2 protein-coding genes and 1 pseudogene are annotated in these 18624 nt (G+C 65.3%); all 3 read left to right on the top strand.

Annotated elements, in window-relative coordinates; all coding sequences use genetic code 11:
* Positions 1 to 288: 288 nt before the first annotated feature.
* Positions 289 to 1725 (top strand): annotated as a pseudogene (locus tag RIN61_RS26900) (condensation domain-containing protein); the annotation flags it as partial.
* Between the two features lie 18 nt (positions 1726 to 1743).
* Positions 1744 to 9999 carry an amino acid adenylation domain-containing protein gene (locus RIN61_RS04605; RefSeq protein ID WP_449301169.1) on the top strand — a complete coding sequence of 2752 codons (8256 nt, stop codon included), beginning with the start codon at positions 1744 to 1746 and terminating at the stop codon, positions 9997 to 9999.
* Positions 10000 to 10021: 22 nt separating this feature from the next.
* Entirely contained in the window at positions 10022 to 18619 is an 8598-nt protein-coding gene (locus RIN61_RS04600; RefSeq protein ID WP_313855973.1) for a non-ribosomal peptide synthetase, read from the top strand.
* Positions 18620 to 18624: the final 5 nt, after the last annotated feature.

Raw genomic sequence — 18624 nt, 5'->3', positions numbered from 1 at the left:
GGGTCCCTGTGGGAGCGGGTTTACCCGCGAAGCAAGCGACGCGGTGGATGGCACCGGCTGTGCCGGTGTTCGCGGGCGCGCCCGCTCCCACAGGTATGGCGCATTGCTTCAGCTGGTGGGGTCCCTGTGGGAGCGGGTTTACCCGCGAAGCAGGCGACGCGGTGGAAGGCACCGGCTGCGCCGGTGTTCGCGGGCGCTACTGCCCTGAATTTCCGTCTAAATCCATGCCACCACTCAACCGTCTAACTACGGAGGAAATTGATGAGCTGATTTCTTAGGAGATTCCCTGTGCAAGAGCTGCTCGATACAGTCGTATCGTTGTCCACCCAAAAACGTAAGGCGTTGGCAGCCTTGCTCAAGAAACAAGGCGTGAACCTGTACGGTGTCACGCCGATCTTCCCGAGGGATCCTGCAGAGCCGGTGCTGCTTTCCTACGCTCAGCAGCGCTTGTGGATACTGTCGCAACTGGGCGAGGTGGGCAGTGCGTACAACCTCTCGTCCGTCTTGCGTTTCAAAGGCCACCTGGATACCCAAGCCCTGCAGCGCAGCTTCGAGGCCCTGATCGAGCGCCACGAAACGCTGCGGACCACCTTCCGCCTGGAAGGCGAGCAGGCGGTTCAGGTGATCCACCCACATGTCCCTTTCGAACTGCCCGTTGAAGTGCTGGCGCAGGCCGATGACAACCACTTGCGCCAGCGCGTCGAAGCCGAAGCCCACCTGCCTTTCGACCTGCAACAGGGCCCGCTGCTGCGTGTGCGCCTGTTGCACCTGGCAGCAGACGAACATGTGCTGGTGCTGACCCTGCACCACATTGTCTCCGACGGCTGGTCGATGCCGGTGATGGTCAACGAGCTGGTGCAGCTCTACCACGGTCACAGCCAGGGCCAACCCGTGGAATTGCCGGCGCTGCCGGTGCAGTACGCCGATTACGCCACCTGGCAGCGCAACTGGATGGAGGCCGGCGAACAGGCAAAGCAACTGGCCTACTGGACCGCGCAACTGGGGGAAGAGCAGCCCGTGCTGGAGCTGCCCGCCGACCGCCCGCGGCCCGCCGTGAGCAGCCATCAGGGCGCACGGGTAAAGGTCGCGCTGGGCCAGGAACTGGCCGAGGCACTCAAGCATCTGGCCCAGCAGCAGGGCGTGACGCCGTTCATGTTGTTGCTGGCCAGCTTCCAGGCGCTGCTGCACCGCTACAGCGGCCAGCCAGACATCCGCGTCGGCGTACCGGTTGCCAACCGCAACCGGGTCGAGACCGAGCGCCTGATCGGCTTTTTCGTCAACACCCAGGTGTTACGCGCCGAGTTCGACTTGCAGATGACTTTCATTGACCTGCTGCAGCAGGTGAAGCAACGTGCATTGGGTGCCCAGGCCCATCAGGACCTGCCATTCGAGCAGTTGGTCGAGACCTTGCAGGTCGAGCGCAACCTTGGCCACAGCCCGCTGTTCCAGGTGATGTACAACCACCAGACCCAGGCCAAGGGCGAGCGCCGTAGCCTGCAAGGGCTGCAGATGGAAGAGCTGGCCTGGGACAACCACACCGCCAAGTTCGACCTGACCCTGGATACCTTCGAGCACGAGCAGGGTATTGGCGCGGCACTGACCTACGCCACCGACCTGTTTGACGCCGCGACCGTCGAGGGCATGGCCCGGCATTGGTTGAGCCTGCTGCAGGGGATCGTGTGCGAACCCGGGCAGCGGGTTGCCGACCTGCCGCTGCTGGACGAGCCTGAGCGGCGCATCATCGTGCGCGACTGGAACGCCACCGAAGCGGACTACCCGGCAGGGCACAGCATCCATCAGCTGATCGAAGCCCAAGTGTTCGCCAACCCGGATGCACCGGCGCTGGCCTTTGGCGAGCAGACCCTGAGCTATGCCGAGCTCAACCGCCGTAGCAACCAGCTGGCGCACAAGCTGCGCGAGCTGGGCGTGGGCCCGGATGTGCTGGTGGGCATCGCCATGGAGCGCAGCCTGGAGATGGTCGTCGGTTTGCTGGGTATTTTGAAGGCCGGTGGCGCCTATGTGCCACTGGACCCGGAGTACCCCCAGGACCGTTTGAGCTACATGTTCGAGGACAGCGGCATCGCCTTGCTGCTGACCCAGTCGCACCTGCACGAAGCCCTGCCGATCCCGGCCGGCCTGCGCAGCCTGGACCTGGATATGGTGGACCTGAGCGGCTACAGCGACGCCAACCCGAACATCGACGTGGCCCCGCTTAACCTCGCCTACGTGATCTACACCTCCGGCTCCACCGGTCGCCCGAAGGGTGCTGGCAACAGCCATCAGGCGCTGGTCAACCGCCTGTGCTGGATGCAGAAGGCCTACGGCCTGGGCGCCAGCGACAGCGTGCTGCAGAAAACCCCGTTCAGCTTCGACGTGTCGGTTTGGGAGTTCTTCTGGCCGCTGCTGACCGGGGCGCGCCTGGTCATGGCCCAGCCCGGGGCGCACCGCGACCCGCAGCTGCTGGTGGAATGCATCAACCATTACGGCATCAGCACGCTGCACTTCGTACCGTCGATGCTGCAGGCGTTCATGACCCACGAAGCGGTCGAAAGCTGCGTCAGCCTCAAGCGCGTGGTGTGCAGCGGCGAAGCGTTGCCGGCCGAACTGGCCCGCCAGACCCTGCAACGCCTGCCGGCGGCGGGCCTGTACAACCTGTATGGCCCGACCGAAGCGGCGATCGACGTCACCCACTGGACCTGCCAACCGGACGAAAGCATCAGCGTGCCGATCGGCCAGCCGATCGACAACCTCAAGACCCACATCCTTGAAGGCAGCCTGCAACCGGCGGTGCGCGGCAGTGCCGGCGAGCTGTACCTCGGTGGCGTGGGCCTGGCGCGTGGTTACCACCAGCGTCCGGCGCTGACCGCCGAACGCTTCGTACCAGACCCGTTCAGCGACAACGGCGGCCGCCTGTACCGCACCGGTGACCTGGCGCGCTACCGCGCCGATGGCGTGATCGACTACGCCGGGCGCATCGACCACCAGGTGAAGATTCGCGGCCTGCGCATCGAACTGGGCGAGATCGAGGCACGCTTGCTGGAACTGCCGAGTGTGCAGGAGGCCGTGGTGCTGGCGCAGGACGGACCAAGCGGCAAGCAGCTGGTGGGCTATGTGGTGCCTGCCGACGGCACGCAAGACGAAAGCGCCTTGCGCGACAGCCTGCGCGAGGCGCTCAAGGCCGGCCTGCCGGACTACATGGTGCCGGCGCACCTGCTGCTGCTCGGCAAGCTGCCATTGACGCCGAACGGCAAGCTGGACCGCAAGGCCCTGCCGCAGCCGGATGCCAGCCAGACGCAGGGCCAGTACATCGCCCCGCAGAGCGAGCTGGAGCAGCAGATTGCCGCGATCTGGGCGGATGTGCTGAAGCTGGAGAGGGTCGGCCTCGACGACCATTTCTTCATGCAGGGAGGGCACTCTCTGCTGGCAGTTTCGGTGATTGCCCGCATTCGTCAGCACCTGGGGCTGGATGTGCAGCTGCTTACCCTGTTCGAGGCTCCGGTGTTGAGGAACTTTGCCAAACGTGCCGAGCTTGGTGAGCGGGCACCGGCTGCTGCCATCGAATGCGTGAGCAGGGCTCGGCCGCTGGCGCTTTCCTACGCCCAGCAACGCCAGTGGTTCCTGTGGCAATGGGCACCGCACAGTGCCACCTACAACATTCCGGCAGCACTGAAGCTGGCCGGGGCGCTGGATATCGCTGCCCTGCAGCAAGCCTTCGGCGCCTTGATCGAGCGTCACGAAACCCTGCGCACCACCTTCCGCCTGGACGGCGAGCAGGCGGTGCAGGTCGTTCATGCCCAGGTGCCGTTCGCGCTGGCCATCGAGGAGCAGGCGCACGCCGATGAGGCCGCTGTGCGTGCCTGGGTCGAAGCCGAAGCCGGGCAACCGTTCGACCTGGAGCAGGGGCCGCTGCTGCGCGCCCGGCTGCTGCGCCTGGCGGCGGACCAGCATGTGCTGGTACTGACCCTGCACCATATCGTCGCCGACGGCTGGTCGATGCCAGTGCTGGTCGATGAGCTGGTGCAACTGTATGCGGGCTACAGCCAGGGCCAGGAGCCGACACTGCCGGTCCTGCCGATCCAGTACGCGGACTTCGCCGTGTGGCAGCGCAACTGGATGGAAGCCGGCGAGCAGGCGCGGCAGATGGCCTACTGGACCGAACAACTGGGTGATGAGCAGCCGGTGCTGGAACTGCCCTTGGATCATCCGCGCCCGGCTGTACCGAGCCACAGAGGGGCGCGGTTACCGATCGTGCTGGACGATGAGTTGGTCACCAACCTGAAGCGCGTTGCCCAGCAGCAGGGCGTGACGCCGTTCATGCTGTTGCTGGCCAGCTTTCAGACCTTGCTGCATCGCTACTCGGGCCAGGCCGATATCCGTGTTGGTGTGCCCACGGCCAACCGCAACCGGGTCGAGACCGAGCGCCTGATCGGCTTCTTCGTCAACACCCAGGTGCTGCGTGCCGAGTTCGATGTGCAGCTGACTTTCGGCGAGCTGCTGCAACAGGTCAGGCAACGTGTCCTGGGCGCGCAGGCCCATCAGGACCTGCCGTTCGAGCAGTTGGTCGAAGCCTTGCAGCCTGAGCGTAACCTTGGGCACAACCCGTTGTTCCAGGTGCTGTACAACCACCAGACAGAACTCAAGGGTAGCCAGCACCGCTTGCCCGGCCTGGAAATGTCCGGCCTGGACTGGAGCACGAACACAGCCAAGTTCGACTTGAGCCTGGATACCTACGAAGCCGAGCAAGGGATCGGTGCGGCACTGACCTATGCCACTGATCTGTTCGACGCCAGCACCATCGAGCGCATGGCGCGGCACTGGGTCAACCTGCTCGAAGCCATCGTGCGCCAACCGGGCCAGCGTATCAGTGAGCTGCCGTTGCTGGGCGAGGACGAGCAGCAGGCAGTGCTGCATGACTGGAACCGCAACACAGCCGCCTTCCCGGATGAGCGCAGCATTCATGAGCTGATCGAGGCCCGGGTGGCCGCTGCCCCCGAGGCGCCGGCGGTCACCTTCGGCGAGCAGACCCTGAGCTATGGTGAGCTGAACCGCAGGGCCAACCAGCTGGCGCACAAGTTGATCGAGCGTGGCGTTGGCCCTGATGTGCTGGTGGGCATCGCCATGGAGCGCAGCCTGGAAATGGTCATCGGCCTGCTGGGTATCCTCAAGGCCGGTGGCGCCTATGTGCCGCTGGACCCGGAATACCCACAAGACCGCCTCAGCTACATGTTCGCCGACAGTGGCATTGCCTTGCTGCTGACCCAGTCGCACCTGCGCGAGGTGCTGCCAATTCCGGCCGCTATCGAGTGCCTGGAGCTGGATGAGCAGGTTCTGGCCAGCTACAGCGATGCCAATCCGAATATCGAAGTGGCCCCGCAGAACCTGGCCTACGTGATCTACACCTCCGGCTCTACCGGCAAGCCCAAGGGCACGCTGCTGCCGCACCAGAACGTGGTCCGGTTGTTCGCGGCGACGCAGGCGTGGTTCCGCTTCGATGCCAGCGATGTGTGGACGGTGTTCCACTCCTACGCCTTCGACTTCTCGGTGTGGGAGCTGTTCGGCGCGCTGCTGTATGGCGGCCGGGCGGTGATGGTGGCCAAGGACGTGGCTCGTTCCAGCGAGGACTTCCATGCGCTGCTGCAGCGTGAGCAGGTCACGGTGCTGAACCAGACGCCGTCGGCGTTCCGCCAGTTGATCCCGGTGGCCTGCGCGGCAGCGCGGCAGGGGCAGGGCCTGGCCCTGCGGCATGTGGTGTTCGGCGGTGAAGCGCTGGATGTGAGCAGCCTCGCCCCCTGGTTCGAAGCGTTTGGTGATCAGCAGCCACGGCTGATCAACATGTACGGCATCACCGAGACCACGGTACACGTGACCTACCGGCCGATCACCAAGGCCGACCTGGCCAAGGGTGCGAGCAGCCCGATCGGCGAGGTGATTCCGGACCTGTCGTGGTACCTGCTGGATGCTGCGCTGAACCCGGTGGCCCCGGGCAGCCACGGCGAACTGGTGATCGGCCAGGCCGGCCTGGCGCGGGGGTATCACGGGCGCCCGGGGCTGACCGCCGAGCGCTTCGTGCCGAACCCGTTCGACAGCCAGGGTGGTCGCCTGTACCGCTCGGGCGACCTGGCCCGCTACGGCGGCGCGGGAGTGGTGGAGTACCTGGGGCGGATCGACCATCAGGTGAAGATCCGAGGTTTTCGCATCGAGCTGGGCGAGATCGAGGCGCGGCTGCAGGCGCAGGCCAGCGTGGCCCAGGGTTTGGTGTTGGCCCAGGACGGCCCTGGCGGCAAGCAGTTGGTGGGGTATGTGGTGCCTGTCGACAGCACGCAAGACGAAGGCGCATTGCGCAACAGCCTGCGCGAGGCGCTCAAGGCCGGTTTGCCGGACTACATGGTGCCGGCCCACCTGCTGTTCCTGGCCAAGCTGCCGTTGACCGCCAACGGCAAGCTGGACCGCCGTGCGCTGCCGCAGCCGGACGCCAGCCTGCTGCAAGCGGCCTACGTGGCCCCGCAGAGTGAGCTGGAACAACGGATCGCGGCGATCTGGGCCGATGTGCTGAAGCTGGAGCGGGTCGGCCTGGGCGACAACTTCTTCGAACTGGGTGGGCACTCCTTGCTCGCCGTCCAGGTGATCTCCCGGGTACGTCAGAGCCTGGGCGTGGAGCTGCAGTTGCGCGTGCTGTTCGAAACGTCGAGCCTGGCCGACTTCGCCAGGCTTGCAGCGCAAGGTGAGCGAGCTGGCTCTACCGGTATTGCACGGGTTTCTCGGGAGCAACCACTGGCGCTTTCCTACGCCCAGCAACGGCAGTGGTTCCTGTGGCAATGGGCACCGCACAGTGCCACCTACAACATTCCGGCAGCACTGAAGCTGGCCGGGGCGCTGGATATCGCTGCCCTGCAGCAAGCCTTCGGCGCCTTGATCGAGCGTCACGAAACCCTGCGCACCACCTTCCGCCTGGACGGCGAGCAGGCGGTGCAGGTCGTTCATGCCCAGGTGCCGTTCGCGCTGGCCATCGAGGAGCAGGCGCACGCCGATGAGGCCGCTGTGCGTGCCTGGGTCGAAGCCGAAGCCGGGCAACCGTTCGACCTGGAGCAGGGGCCGCTGCTGCGCGCCCGGCTGCTGCGCCTGGCGGCGGACCAGCATGTGCTGGTACTGACACTGCACCATATCGTCGCGGATGGCTGGTCGATGCCGGTGCTGGTCGATGAGCTGGTGCAACTGTATGCGGGTTACAGCCAGGGCCAGGTGCCGCAACTGCCGGCCCTGCCGATCCAGTATGCCGACTTTGCCGTGTGGCAGCGCAACTGGATGGAAGCCGGCGAGCAGGCGCGGCAGATGGCCTACTGGACCGAACAATTGGGGGGTGAGCAGCCGGTGCTGGAACTGCCCCTGGATCATCCGCGCCCGGCTGTACCGAGCCACCAAGGCGCGCGTTGGCCGATTGAGTTGGGTAATGAGCTGGCGGTCAACCTCAAGCGCGTTGCCCAGCAGCAGGGCGTGACGCCGTTCATGCTGCTGCTGGCCAGCTTCCAGACCTTGCTGCATCGCTACTCGGGCCAGGTCGATATCCGTGTTGGTGTGCCCACGGCCAACCGCAACCGGGTCGAGACCGAGCGCCTGATCGGCTTCTTCGTCAACACCCAGGTGCTGCGTGCCGAGTTCGATGTGCAGCTGACTTTCGGCGAGCTGCTGCAACAGGTCAGGCAACGTGTCCTGGGCGCGCAGGCCCATCAGGACCTGCCGTTCGAGCAGTTGGTCGAAGCCTTGCAGCCGGAGCGCAACCTTGGGCACAACCCATTGTTCCAGGTGTTGTACAACCACCAGACAGAACTCAAGGGTAGCCAGCACCGCTTGCCGGGCCTGGAAATGTCCGGCCTGGACTGGAGCACTAACACAGCCAAGTTCGACCTGAGCCTGGATACCTACGAAGCCGAGCAAGGGATCGGTGCGGCGCTGACCTATGCCACTGATCTCTTCGACGCCAGGACCATCGAGCGCATGGCGCGGCATTGGGTCAACCTGCTGGAAGCCATCGTGCGCCAACCGGGCCAGCGTATCAGCGAGCTGCCGTTACTGGGCGAGGAGGAGCAGCAGGCAGTACTGCATGACTGGAATCGCAACACCGTCGCTTTCCCGGATGAACGCAGCATTCACGAGCTGATCGAGGCCCGGGTGGCGGCTGCCCCCGAGGCCCCGGCAGTCACTTTCGGCGAGCAGACCCTGAGCTACGGCGAGCTGAACCGCAGGGCCAACCGGCTGGCGCACAAGTTGATCGAGCGTGGCGTTGGCCCTGACGTGCTGGTGGGCATCGCCATGGAGCGCAGCCTGGAAATGGTCATCGGCCTGCTGGGGATTCTCAAGGCCGGTGGCGCCTATGTGCCGCTGGACCCGGAGTACCCAGAGGACCGCCTCAGCTACATGTTCGCCGACAGTGGCATTGCCTTGCTGCTGACCCAGTCGCACCTGCGCAAAGCCCTGCCGATCCCGGTTGGCCTGCACAGCCTGGATCTGGATGTCGAAGACCTGACCGGCTACAGCGATGCCAACCCGAACATCGAAGTAGCCCCGCAGAACCTGGCCTACGTGATCTACACCTCCGGCTCCACCGGCAAGCCCAAGGGCACGCTGCTGCCGCACCAGAACGTGGTCCGGCTGTTTGCGGCGACGCAGGCGTGGTTCCGCTTCGATGCCAGTGACGTGTGGACGGTGTTCCACTCCTACGCCTTCGACTTCTCGGTATGGGAGCTGTTCGGCGCGCTGCTGTACGGCGGCCGGGCGGTGATGGTGGCCAAGGATGTGGCACGTTCCACCGAGGACTTCCATGCGCTGCTGCAGCGCGAGCAGGTGACGGTGCTGAACCAGACGCCGTCGGCGTTCCGCCAGTTGATCCCGGTGGCCTGCGCGGCAGCGCGGCAGGGGCAGGGGCAGGGCCTGGCCCTGCGGCATGTGGTGTTCGGCGGTGAAGCGCTGGATGTGAGCAGCCTCGCCCCCTGGTTCGAAGCGTTTGGTGATCAGCAGCCACGGCTGATCAACATGTACGGCATCACCGAAACCACGGTACACGTGACCCACCGGCCGATCACCAAGGCCGACCTGGCCAAGGGTGCGAGCAGCCCGATCGGCGAGGTGATCCCGGACCTGTCGTGGTACCTGCTGGATGCCGCGCTGAACCCGGTGGCCCCGGGCAGCCACGGCGAACTGGTGATCGGCCAGGCCGGCCTGGCGCGGGGCTATCACGGGCGCCCGGGGCTGACCGCCGAGCGCTTCGTGCCGAACCCGTTCGACAGCCAGGGTGGCCGGCTGTATCGCTCGGGCGACCTGGCCCGCTACGGCGGCGCGGGAGTGGTGGAGTACCTGGGACGGATCGACCATCAGGTGAAGATTCGAGGTTTTCGCATCGAGCTGGGCGAGATCAAGGCGCGGTTGCAGGCGCAGGCCAGCGTGGCCCAAGGAGTGGTGCTGGCCCAGGACGGCCCTGGCGGCAAGCAGCTGGTGGGGTATGTGGTGCCTGCCGATGCAGCCGTGATGGCCAGCATCGAGGCCCAGGCTGCCGAGCGTGAAGCGCTGCGTACTGCGCTGAAGGCGAGCCTGCCGGACTACATGGTGCCGGCCCACCTGCTGTTCCTGGCCAAGCTGCCGTTGACCGCTAACGGCAAGCTGGACCGCCGTGCGCTGCCGCAACCGGATGCCAGCCAGTTGCAGCGTGACTACCTCGCACCACAAAGCGAACTGGAGCAACGGATCGCGGCGATCTGGGCCGATGTGTTGAAGCTGGAGCGGGTCGGCCTGGGCGACAACTTCTTCGAACTGGGCGGGCACTCCTTGCTGGCAACCCAGGTCATGGCGCGGCTACAGGTCGAGCTTGGCACGAGCCTGCCCCTGGCGTTGTTGTTCCAGGCGCAAACGCTGCAGGACTACGCAGCAATGATCAATGGCTTGAATACCCATAGCGATGCAGACCTGGATGAACTCCAGGACTTCATGAGCGAGCTTGAGGCAGTCTGAAATGCAAACGGATAACAGAAACATGGCTCTGGTGCAGCGCTTCATCGGCCTGCCGCTGCCACAGCGCAAACTCTTCCTCGAGAAACTGGCGGCGAAGGGCATGAGCCTGGCCCAGTTGCCGATCCCCGAGGTGCGCGGCGAGCATCCATTGCCGGCGCTTTCATACGCCCAGCAACGGCAGTGGTTCCTGTGGCAATGGGAGCCTGCCAGTGCCACCTACAACATCCCGGCTGCCTTGAAATTCAAGGGGCCTCTGGACACCACAGCTCTGCAACTGGCCTTCGAGGCCCTGATCGAGCGACATGAAACCCTGCGTACCACGTTCCGTCGCGACGGTGAGCAGGCGGTGCAGGTCATTCATGGCCAGCTGCCGTTCGACCTGCTCATCGAGAAGCAGGCGCACGCCGACGAGGCCGCGGTGCGTGCCTGGGTCGAAGCCGAAGCCGGGCAACCGTTCGACCTGGAGCAGGGGCCGTTGCTGCGGGCCCGGTTGCTGCGCCTGGCGGCGGACCAGCATGTGCTGGTACTGACCCTGCATCATATCGTCGCCGATGGCTGGTCAATGCCGGTGCTGGTCAATGAGCTGGTGCAGTTCTATCAAGGTTTCAGCCAGGGCCAGGTGCCGCAACTGCCGGCCCTGCCGATCCAGTATGCCGACTATGCCATCTGGCAGCGTAGCTGGATGGAAGCTGGCGAACAGGCACGGCAACTGGCTTACTGGACCGAACAATTGGGCGATGAGCAACCGGTGCTGGAGCTGCCGCTGGACCATCCGCGCCCGGCCATGCCAAGTCACAGAGGGGCACGGTTACCGATCGTGCTGGACGATGAGCTGGCCACCCACCTGAAACGGGTTGCCCAGCAGCAGGGCGTGACGCCTTTCATGCTGTTGCTGGCCAGCTTCCAGACCCTGCTGCATCGCTACTCGGGCCAGGCGGACATCCGCGTTGGGGTACCGATTGCCAACCGCAACCGGGTCGAGACCGAGCGCCTGATCGGCTTCTTCGTCAACACCCAGGTGCTGCGTGCCGAGTTCGATGTGCAGCTGACCTTCGGCGAGCTGCTGCAACAGGTCAAGCAACGAGCCCTGGGTGCCCAGGCCCACCAGGACCTGCCGTTCGAGCAGTTGGTCGATGCGCTGCAACCGGAGCGCAACCTCAGTTACAACCCGCTGTTTCAAGTGCTGTACAACCACCAGACCCAGGCCAAGGGCGAGCCCCGACGTATAGCAGGGCTGGAGATGGAGGCGTTGGCCTGGGACAACCACACCGCCAAGTTCGACCTGGCTTTGGACACCTCCGAGCATGAACAGGGCATCGGGGCTTCGTTGATCTACGCCACCGACCTGTTCGACGCCAGCACCATCGAGCGCATGGCGCGGCATTGGGTCAACCTGCTGGAAGCTATCGTGCGCCAACCGGGCCAGCGTATCAGCGAGCTGCCGTTGCTCGGCGAAGACGAGCAGCAAGCCGTGCTGCGTGACTGGAACCGCAACACCGTCGCCTTCCCGGATGAGCGAACCATTCATGAACTGATCGAGGCCCGGGTGGCCGCCGCTCCCGAGGCGCCGGCAGTCACTTTCGGCGAGCAGACCCTGAGCTATGGCGAGCTGAACCGTCGGGCCAACCAGCTGGCGCACAAGTTGATCGAGCGTGGCGTTGGCCCTGATGTGCTGGTGGGCATCGCCATGGAGCGCAGCCTGGAAATGGTCATCGGCCTGCTGGGTATCCTCAAGGCCGGCGGTGCCTATGTGCCGCTGGACCCGGAGTACCCAGAGGACCGCCTCAGCTACATGTTCGCCGACAGTGGCATTGCCTTGCTGCTGACTCAGTCGCACCTGCGCGAAGCCCTGCCGATCCCGCTTGGCCTGCATAGCCTGGATCTGGATGGCGAAGACCTGACCGGCTACAGCGATGCCAACCCTGGAGTTGCCGTAGCCCCGCAGAACCTGGCCTACGTGATCTACACCTCCGGCTCCACCGGCAAGCCCAAGGGCACGCTGCTGCCGCACCAGAACGTGGTCCGCCTGTTCGCAGCGACGCAGGACTGGTTCCGCTTCGATGCCAGTGACGTGTGGACGGTGTTCCACTCCTACGCCTTCGACTTCTCGGTGTGGGAGCTGTTCGGCGCGCTGCTGTACGGCGGCCGGGCGGTGATGGTGGCCAAGGATGTGGCACGTTCCACCGAGGACTTCCATGCGCTGCTGCAGCGCGAGCAGGTGACGGTCCTGAACCAGACGCCGTCGGCGTTCCGCCAGTTGATCCCGGTGGCTTGCGCGGCAGCGCGGCAGGGGCAGGGCCTGGCCCTGCGGCACGTGGTGTTCGGCGGTGAAGCGCTGGACGTGAGCAGCCTCGCTCCCTGGTTCGAGGTATTCGGCGACCAGCAGCCACGGCTGATCAACATGTACGGCATCACCGAAACCACGGTGCATGTGACCTACCGGCCGATCACCAAGGCCGACCTGACCAAGGGCGCGAGCAGCCCGATCGGCGAGGTGATCCCGGACCTGTCGTGGTATCTGCTGGATGCCGCGCTGAACCCGGTGGCCCCGGGCAGCCATGGCGAACTGGTGATCGGCCAGGCCGGCCTGGCGCGGGGCTATCACGGGCGCCCGGGGCTGACCGCCGAGCGCTTCGTGCCGAACCCGTTCGACAGCCAGGGTGGCCGCCTGTATCGCTCGGGCGACCTGGCCCGCTACGGCGGCGCGGGAGTGGTGGAGTACCTGGGACGGATCGACCATCAGGTGAAGATTCGAGGTTTTCGCATCGAGCTGGGCGAGATCGAGGCGCGGCTGCAAGCGCAGGCCAGCGTGGCCCAGGGTGTGGTGCTGGCCCAGGACGGCCCTGGCGGCAAGCAGTTGGTGGGTTATGTAGTACCTGCCGATGCGGCCGTGATGGCCAGCACCGAGGCCCAGGCTGCCGAGCGTGAAACGCTGCGTACTGCGCTGAAGGCGAGCCTGCCGGACTACATGGTGCCGGCCCACCTGCTGTTCCTGGCCAAGCTGCCGTTGACCGCCAACGGCAAGCTGGACCGCCGTGCGCTGCCGCAGCCGGACGCCAGCCTGCTGCAAGCGGCCTACGTGGCCCCGCAGAGTGAACTGGAACAACAGATCGCGGCGATCTGGGCCGATGTGTTGAAGCTGGACCGGGTGGGCCTGGACGACAACTTTTTCGAACTGGGTGGCGACTCCATCGTTTCCCTGCAGGTCGTGGGCAAGGCCCGTCAGGCCGGCGTACAGTTCACCCCCAAGCAATTGTTCCAGCATCAGACCGTACAAGGCCTGGCCACGGTGGCGCGGCGTGTTGTCGCAGGTGCGAGCGAACAAGGGCCGATCACCGGCAGCACACCGCTGACACCGATTCAGCACTGGTTCTTCGAGGCCGATATTGGCCAGCGCGGGCACTGGAACCAGTCGGTTCTGCTGACACCCAGCGAACCCCTGCAGGCGAACCGCCTGCACGATGCGTTGCTGGCACTGGTCGCCCATCATGATGCACTGCGTCTGGGCTTCGAGCAGCAGGCGGGGGCCTGGCAAGCGGAATACAAGCCACAGCAACAGGCCCGGATACTCTGGGAGCATGCCTGCGCGGACGAGGAGGCGTTGACCGTACTCGCTGACCAGGCCCAACGCAGCCTGGACCTGCAGCAAGGCTCGCTGGTCCGTGCGCTGCTGGCCAGCCTGCCCGATGGCAGCCAGCGTCTGCTGCTGGTCATTCATCACCTGGCGGTGGATGGTGTGTCGTGGCGCCTGTTGCTGGAGGACCTGCAACAGGCCTACCAGGCCCTGGGCAACCGGCAGCCGGTGCAATTGCCAGCCAAGACCAGCGCCTACAAGGCCTGGGCGCAGCAGTTGCAGGCCTATGCCCAAAGTGAGGCGCTGCAAGCGGAACTTGCCTACTGGCAAGCGCAGTTGCAGGGCACCAGCGACCATCTGCCGTGCGCCAATGCGCTGGGCGGCAACCAGCAGCAGCACGCAGCGTCGGTCAGTACGCGGCTGGGCCGCGAGGCCACGCGGCAGTTGTTGCACGATGCCCCGGCGGCCTATCGCACGCAGATCAATGACCTGCTGCTGACAGCCCTGGCTCGAGTGATCGCCCGCTGGACCGAGCAGCCACAGGTGCTGGTCAGGCTGGAAGGCCATGGCCGGGAAGACCTGTTCGATGACATTGACCTGAGCCGCACGGTGGGCTGGTTCACCAGCATGTACCCAGTGAAGTTGAGCCCCTTGGGGGGCATCGGCGAATCGATCAAGGCGGTCAAGGAGCAGCTGCGGGCCGTGCCGAACAAAGGCCTGGGCTATGGCGCGCTGAAGTACATGGGGCCGACTGGTGCGCGTGAGGCCCTGGCTGCGTTGCCTCAGGGCGAGATCGTGTTCAACTACCTCGGGCAGTTCGACGGTAGCTTCGACGAGCAGTCGGGCTTGTTCGCACCCGCCCGGGAATACGGTGGTGCGGCCAAACCGGCCGATGCGCCGCTCGATAGCCAGATCGCCCTGAACGGCCAGGTATATGGCGGCGAGCTGAAACTTGGCTGGACCTTCAGTGCGCAGCGCTACGACACGGCGGTCATGCAGCGGTTGGCAGATGACTATGCCGCAGAGCTTGGCGCGCTCATCGCTCATTGCTGCGAGCCTGGCAACCGTGGTGTAACGCCTTCGGACTTCCCACTGGCCGCGCTGAGCCAACAGCAACTGGATGACCTGCCGGCAGTTGCACGGCAGGTGGCCGATATCTACCCACTGTCGCCGATGCAGCAGGGCATGCTGTTCCATTCGCTACAGGGGCCTGAAGGCGCGCTTTACATCAACCAGACGTCGGTGGAAGTCAAAGGTCTGGAAATCGATCGGTTCGTGGCAGCCTGGCAGCAGGTGATCGGCTGCCACGATATCCTGCGCAGTGCGTTCTGGTCGGCGCCCCACCTGGCCGAGCCTTTGCAGCTTGTCTACCGCAAGGTCGAATTGCCGGTGGTCGTGCATGACTGGCGCGACCGCCCGGTGAGTGCGCAGATGCTGCAGGCGCTGGCCGAGGCCGACGCCGCACAAGGCCTGGACCTGAGTGTCGCGCCGTTGATGCGCCTGACGCTGGTGCGGCTGGACGACGAGCGTCTGCACCTGCTGTGGACCCGTCATCACATTCTGATGGACGGCTGGAGCACTTCACGACTGCTCGGTGAGGTGTTGCAGACCTACCATGGTCACCCTGCACGAGCACCGGCAGGGCGGTTTGGCGATTACATCCGCTGGCTTGCCGGGCAACCCAAGGCGGCGCTGGAGCAGTTCTGGCGAGGCAAGCTGCAAGAGCTGGAAAGCCCTACCTGGCTGGCGGACAGCCTGGCGGCTCGCCCGTCGGCAGACCTGCAGGGGCACGCCGCGCTGTACCTGCGCTGGGATGCCTCGCGTACCCGGCAACTGCGTGAGCAGGCCCAGCGCCTGCGCATCACTGCCAACACCTTGATCCAAGCGACCTGGCTGCTGCTGCTTCAGCGCTATACCGGGCAAGCCACGGTGTGCTTCGGCGCCACCGTGGCCGGCCGGCCGGCCGGCTTGCCCGGCGCCGACGAAATGCTGGGGTTGTTCATCAACACCTTGCCGGTGGTGCAGACGCCTCAACCGCAGCAACGGATTGTCGACTGGCTGCAGCAACTGCAGGCCTACAACCTGGAACTGCGGGACCACGAACATGCAGCCTTGGTCGATGTGCAGCGCTGGGCGGGGCAGGCCGGGCAAGCATTGTTCGACAGCATCGTGGTATTCGAGAACTACCCGGTGGACGAGCGCCTGCAAGAGGGCGGGGGTGGCTCGCTGCAGTTCGGTGAGGTGAGCAACCGCGACGTGACCAACTACGCCATGGACCTGGCGGTGCATCTGGGCGAGACGCTCTCGGTCGAGTTCCTCTACTTGCGCAACCGCTTCACGGAGCAAGCCACCGACAGCATTCGTGGCAGTTTCGAACGGCTGCTCGCGGGCATGCTCGACAACCCTGACGCCACCGTGGGCAGCCTGGACATGCTGACCCCGGCGCAAGCGCAGCAGGCCCAGGCTCGCAATGCCCTGCAGCCACGCGAGCGGGCCATGCCCAGGCTGGCCGAGCTGATCGGCCGGCATGCCCAGGCGCGGCCCGAGGCAATCGCGGTGGCCTGTGGCCAGCGACAGTTGAGCTATGCCCAACTGGATGAGCGTGCCAACCGCCTGGCACACCACCTGATTGCCTTGGGCGCGCGCCCGGAGGTTACGGTCGGCATCGCCCTGGAACGCTCGGTGGAGGTGATCGTGGCTTTCCTGGCAGTGATGAAAACCGGCGCCGCCTATGTGCCGCTGGATATCGACTACCCGCAGGATCGCTTGCAGTGGATTGTCGAGGATTCGGCCATGCACCTGCTGCTGACCAGCAGCGGCTTGCGCCAGCGTTTTGCCGGCGTGGAGCACTGCGTGGAGCTGGACCTTCTGGCTATCGCCAGCCTGCCGTCCGATGCCCCCCAGGTGCTGGTGCACGACGCCAACCTGGCGTACCTGATCTACACCTCCGGCTCCACCGGCAAACCCAAGGGCGTGGCGGTCAGCCATGGGCAGATCGGCATGCACTGCCAGGCAATCGCCCGCCTTTACCAGATGGATGAAAGCACTCGTGAGCTGTTGTTCATGTCGTTCGCTTTCGATGGTGCCCAGGAGCGCTGGCTGTCGACCTTGTCGTCGGGCGGTTGCCTGGTGGTGCGCGATAGCCAGCTGTGGACTGCCGAGCAGACCTGGCAGGTACTGCATGCCGAACGCATCGACATTGCCTGCTTCCCGCCGGCGTACCTGCAGCAACTGGCCGAGTTCGCGCAAACCCGGCAGGAGGTTGCACCGCCGGTGCGTATCTATTGCTTTGGCGGTGACGCGGTGCCCGATGCACTGTTCGAGCTGGTCAAGCGGACCTTGCGCCCGCAGTTCCTGACCAATGGCTACGGGCCTACGGAAACGGTCGTGACCCCCCTGTTGTGGAAAGTATCGGCACAGCAGTCATGCCAGGCGGTGTACGCGCCGATCGGTGAGCGGGTTGGCCAACGCACGCTGCATGTACTGGACCAGGGCCTGAACCCGGTGCCCGATGGCGTGGCCGGGGAGCTCTACATTGGTGGCGAGGGTGTAGCGCGCGGGTATCACCAGCGCCCGTCACTGACCGCCGAGCGCTTTGTCGCCGACCCGTTTGCCCAGGGCGGGCGGCTGTACCGCACCGGTGACCGGGTGCGTCGTCGGGCCGATGGCGTGATCGACTTCATCGGCCGCCTGGACAACCAGTTGAAGGTTCGCGGTTTCCGCATCGAGCCCGGGGAAATCGAAGCACGGCTGCGGAACCTGGCGGATGTGCGGGATGCCGTGGTGGTGGCCCGGGAGGGCGCTACCGGCAAGCAACTGGTGGCTTATCTGGTCACCAGCAATGGGGCGACTTCCGCCACACCATTGCGTGACGCCTTGCGTGCCGACCTGCCGGACTACATGGTACCGACCCAGTGGGTAGTGCTGCCGGCGTTACCACTCACGCCCAACGGCAAGATCGATCGCAATGCGCTGCCGGCCCCGCAGTTGGCCGCGCGACCGGCGCGGGTGGCTCCGCGTGATGACACGGAGAGGGCATTGGCGGCTATCTGGCAGGAAGTGCTGGAAGTGGATGAAGTCGGTGTCGATGACAACTTCTTCGAGTTGGGGGGCGATTCGTTGCGTGTGCTGAAGATGCTGTCGAAGGTACGAGCGCGGCCCGACCTGTCGATCGAGCTGAAACTGCGCGATGTCATGGCCAGGCCCACCATTGGCGAGCTTTCCGGCTATACCGATGCCAGCGTCGCCCTTGATCCGCTGCTGCTGCTCAACAGCCGGGTAGCCGGGGCCAGGCCTCTGTTCTGCCTGCATGCAGGCTTTGGCACGGTGTTCGACTACGAGCCGCTGGCGCGTCGACTGGAAGGGCATTGCAGCGTTTACGGCGTGCAATGCCGCATGCTGCTCGATCGCAACTGGCAGGATGATTCGTTGCAGGCCATGGCGATCGACTATGCCCAGTACATTCGCCAGAAGCAGCCCGAAGGGCCATACCAGCTTGCCGGCTGGTCGCTGGGTGGCACGCTGGCGGTGCTGGTGGCCCAGGAGCTGGAAGCCCAGGGCCAGCAAGTATCGATGCTTGGCCTGGTCGACAGTTTCATCCCCACCGGTGCGCCGGCAACGCCGGCTGCGGACTGGAGTGACGACCTTGGCAGCTTCCTGAGTGTGCTGCTGGGGCTGGCCAAGGAGCAGGTGGCGCTGCCGGCCGTTGCGCCGGGCAGTGGTGTTCCGCTGCTTGAGCGGCTGATCGATGAGGTACGCTCGGGGCTGCGGGCATCGTCGGCCTTCGCCAGTGTAGAAAGCGCCGAACTGGCCCACACCTTTGCCGTGGCGATGCAACTGAAGGCGTTGTCGGAGCGCTTGCCGGCATTGCCGACGACCCGTGCCGCTGCCTTGTGCTGGTGGGCTGGTGACCATGGCCAACGTTTCGCGGTTCACGGAAGCCGCGAGAACCACACGGTTGCAGCGGGTCACTATGACATCCTCAAACATCGGGACGTGATCGAGGGGCTGGCGGCCAGGCTGGTGGCGGAGCCGGTCCCGGGCTGATCCGC

The sequence above is a fragment of the Pseudomonas inefficax genome, assembly GCF_032164165.1.
GTDB lineage: Bacteria > Pseudomonadota > Gammaproteobacteria > Pseudomonadales > Pseudomonadaceae > Aquipseudomonas > Aquipseudomonas inefficax.
This window is presented reverse-complemented; position numbering and strand designations above follow the sequence as displayed.